Source organism: Gilliamella sp. App6-5 (assembly GCF_001690525.1).
In the GTDB taxonomy this organism is placed as follows: domain Bacteria; phylum Pseudomonadota; class Gammaproteobacteria; order Enterobacterales; family Orbaceae; genus Gilliamella; species Gilliamella apicola_H.
The window spans coordinates 1-3,135 of sequence record NZ_LZGT01000043.1 but is presented as its reverse complement, the minus strand read 5'-3'; the positions used below and the strand labels follow the sequence as shown (position 1 = coordinate 3,135).

6 protein-coding genes and 1 pseudogene are annotated in these 3,135 nt (G+C 37.5%); 5 read left to right on the top strand and 2 right to left on the bottom strand.

What is annotated here, in order from left to right; all coding sequences use genetic code 11:
- Together A9G24_RS05895 and A9G24_RS05890 are read right to left on the bottom strand one after the other, a co-directional pair.
- Positions 1 to 245, bottom strand: a 245-nt coding sequence (locus tag A9G24_RS05895; protein ID WP_442902753.1) for an IS3 family transposase, incomplete at its 3' end; no start/stop codon positions are given.
- 100 nt (positions 246 to 345) lie between these two features.
- Positions 346 to 568: pseudogene (locus A9G24_RS05890) on the bottom strand (transposase); the annotation flags it as partial.
- Between the two features lie 65 nt (positions 569 to 633).
- On the opposite strand from A9G24_RS05890, the gene A9G24_RS13335 reads away from it, so the two are divergent.
- From A9G24_RS13335 to A9G24_RS05870, 5 genes are all read left to right on the top strand, one after another.
- Complete coding sequence (locus A9G24_RS13335; RefSeq protein ID WP_081303098.1) at positions 634 to 1,020, top strand: M15 family metallopeptidase; 387 nt, start codon at positions 634 to 636, stop codon at positions 1,018 to 1,020.
- A complete protein-coding gene (locus tag A9G24_RS05885; RefSeq protein ID WP_065638207.1) occupies positions 995 to 1,429 on the top strand; it encodes a hypothetical protein in 435 nt (144 codons plus the stop codon). The genes A9G24_RS13335 and A9G24_RS05885 overlap by 26 nt, the downstream gene beginning before the upstream one ends.
- A 142-nt stretch (positions 1,430 to 1,571) precedes the next feature.
- Positions 1,572 to 2,132 carry a hypothetical protein gene (locus A9G24_RS05880; protein ID WP_065638206.1) on the top strand — a complete coding sequence of 187 codons (561 nt, stop codon included), beginning with the start codon at positions 1,572 to 1,574 and terminating at the stop codon, positions 2,130 to 2,132.
- A gap of 256 nt (positions 2,133 to 2,388) precedes the next feature.
- On the top strand, positions 2,389 to 2,670 hold the full coding sequence (locus A9G24_RS05875; RefSeq protein ID WP_065579793.1) for an IS3 family transposase: 282 nt from the start codon (positions 2,389 to 2,391) through the stop codon (positions 2,668 to 2,670).
- 11 nt (positions 2,671 to 2,681) lie between these two features.
- The coding region (locus tag A9G24_RS05870) for a DDE-type integrase/transposase/recombinase (RefSeq protein ID WP_141673086.1) at positions 2,682 to 3,135 on the top strand (454 nt) is incomplete at its 3' end.

The window sequence follows — 3,135 nt, the reverse complement described above, 5'->3', positions numbered from 1 at the left end:
CGTTGGGGGATACGTTTTTTACGTTTAGCTCTAATATTAAGTTTTAACTCACAATACACCCGATACACCCGTTTATGATTCCATTTATAGCCGAGCTTTCTGATGCGATTAAAACATTTGGGAAAGCCCCAGCGTAAATGCCGGTCTGTGATAGCATTCAACACCGAAATAATCACCGAATCATCCGGTAACTTAGGTTGATGATAGTAAGCACAACGGCTTAAGCCAACAATGGCACAACTCATAGCAATAGTAACTGAATGATTTTGTTGTAGTTGCTGTGCCCACATTTTACGTACCTTTGTGGGCACTAAAGCTTTTTTATGATTTCTTCCTGAAGCTGGGATTTTAAGCTCAGTTCGGCAAACATCTGTTTAAGTTTACGGTTTTCGGCCTCAAGCTCCTTTAAACGTTTAATATCAGAGGTTTCCATTCCGCCGTATTTTTCTCGCCATTTATAGAAAGTTGAATTTGCCATGCCATATTTACGGCAGAGTTCCTTGACAGGAATACCTGCTTCAGCTTCTTTTAAAATAGCGACGATTTGATGTTCAGTCATTTTTTTCATAATTGAATCCTCTTTTACTTTTATCATAGAGAATTTTCTACTTTTTTGCTGTACTATTTTAGGGGATAGTTACAGTAGAAGAACAATTTGGAATACAATTAAGAGTTACGACAGGACTTAGAACTATTGATGAACAAAATCGCCTTTATGAGCAAGGTCGTACAACATCTGGAAATATAGTTACTTGGGTTAGAGGAGGATATAGTTACCATAATTATGGATTAGCAATAGACGTTATAGAGATCAAAGATAAGAAAGTTAATTGGGACGAAAACGTTCTAATCAGAATATCTTCTGTAGGTATAAGAAATGGTTTTTCTTGGGGCGGTAATTGGAAAAAACAAAAAGATTATCCTCATTTTGAAATTACTTTTGGTTATAAAGCATCGGAATTATTAGAAAAATATAATAAAGGAGAATTAGATAATGAAGGGTATATTATATTTGATTAGCATTAACATTTTATGCGTATCATTCGGATTAAAAGCTGAAGAGATAACACTTGAATCTTTACATGCGACAGAAGGTGCAGTGTTAAATTGTATGAAAAAGCAACTTAATCTTAGGATTTATGGTGAAACATACCGTTCAAAAATTGTTGTTAGTAAAAGAAAAGATTTATTTGAAGTATTATCAAACACTGAATACTACAATATACCAATTGGTTATCATGATGAAAATTTAAAATCTGAAACCGTTTTTACTGTTGAAAATAAATATTTTATTAAAAATAAAGAAATTATTTCTGCTGTATCTCTTGATTCTATGTATAAAAAAAATGCTAATGATGATTTATCAATTTTATCAGATGCAATAAGTGAAGCTCATGAAAATCAAAAATGTTTATCATGGGATTTTTAGTGAATCATTAATAATATACGTGATTTGTTGTAAAACTTATCAGATAACAATAAAGCATAGAACGAGTAGTGAGCATCAATGAAGTTTACTGGAGCATGACGGCTTGATAGCGATAGAGGAAGACAACACAACCTAGGTACAAGTGACGGCACTGGATGAGCAAACATTACCGATACGCGGTTGGGTGAATATAAAAGACAATGCGCAAGCACATATCAAACGACGTAGTCCATGGCACTGGCCAGGGTTTGACACGATAGAAGAAAAAGCCACGGTGGGTGAATTATCTGACAAGATAGGCAAGAATAAAGTGGCGAAATTAGATTTAGCCGATTACACCCCAGCGATGCGGGCATTACACCAAATCTTAACGGGCACACTGATTTATTCAACCCAACGAAAAAAAGACCTACCGCCGCCGACTTTTACGGATAGGGATTTAAAGGAAGGATTACGCCGAAGCTGGACGGCGGAGTTGATAGGGCATTTACTGGTGAAATATGAAAGCGAATGGTATGCCGATGAAGCGTTAAGCAAATGGAACGAAATTGATGACTTATTTGAAGAAGAAAAACAACAACAAAAAGCACTTATTGAAGCGGGATTAGATGAGCTTGGCATCACCGAGCTTTACCTCCGTGATTTTGCCTTAGACGTGTGGTGGACAAGGCGCATGAACATGTCAAATCAAACTGGCAACTAGAAAAAGCACAGCGCATTAAACCCTCACTGTGGTGGAAACAAGTGGCACAGGCACAAGCCCAAAACCCAACAGCAAACACTGATGCCAATATCCCTAAACTGTCCAATCTATCCGCAGACGGCAAGGCATGGTTTATTCATCCCGTGGCGATGATGGATTATTTTTCAGGCGCAGGCATAGCTACTTTGATCCTCGCCAAAAAAGTGGACAAAAGTTGCCTCTATGATATAAACAAAAATCATAGGAGACAAATATCATGGTCAAAAAATTTAGTATCGAATTCAAACAACAATCGGTGGATTATGCGTTATCTAATGCACACCTTTCTATCAGCGAACTTGCCAACCATCTAGGTGTGGGTAAATCAACCCTAGATAAATGGATTAGGCAACTTTCCCCGAATAAAACCAGCCGTCGAGAGTTAACGGCTGAGCAACAGCGGATTATGGCGTTAGAAAAAGAGATTAAAGAACTGAAAATGGCCAATGATATACTAAAAAAGGCGCATGTGTACTTCATCAACAATCCAAGTCGGTGAAGTACGCTTATATGAAAAATCATTTAATCTGCTATCCCGTTACTAAGATATGCTCATTACTTGGTGTCAGTTCATCGGGTTATTATGCTTGGTTAAAAAGAGCAAACAAATCAGCCAAACTCAGCGAGTATATTAAAAAGCAGTATTGGCAACATAAGGCCCGTTTGGGTGCGCCAAGCCTGCTTCATGATGTTAGGGAAGCGGGCTATCAAGTTTCAGAAAGGACAATTAGCCGTGTTTTGCAACAATTGGGATTACGGAGTAAAGCAGCACGTAAATTCAAGTATAAAACAGACACGGCTCATCGCAATATTGCGCCCAACACGTTAAATAGGCAATTTAACCCTGATAAGCCAAATACGACATGGGTAACCGATATTACTTATATTAAAACGGGTGAAGGGTGGTTATATTTGTCGGTGATTATCGATTTATATGGACGAAAAGTAATTGCTAGGCAAACGA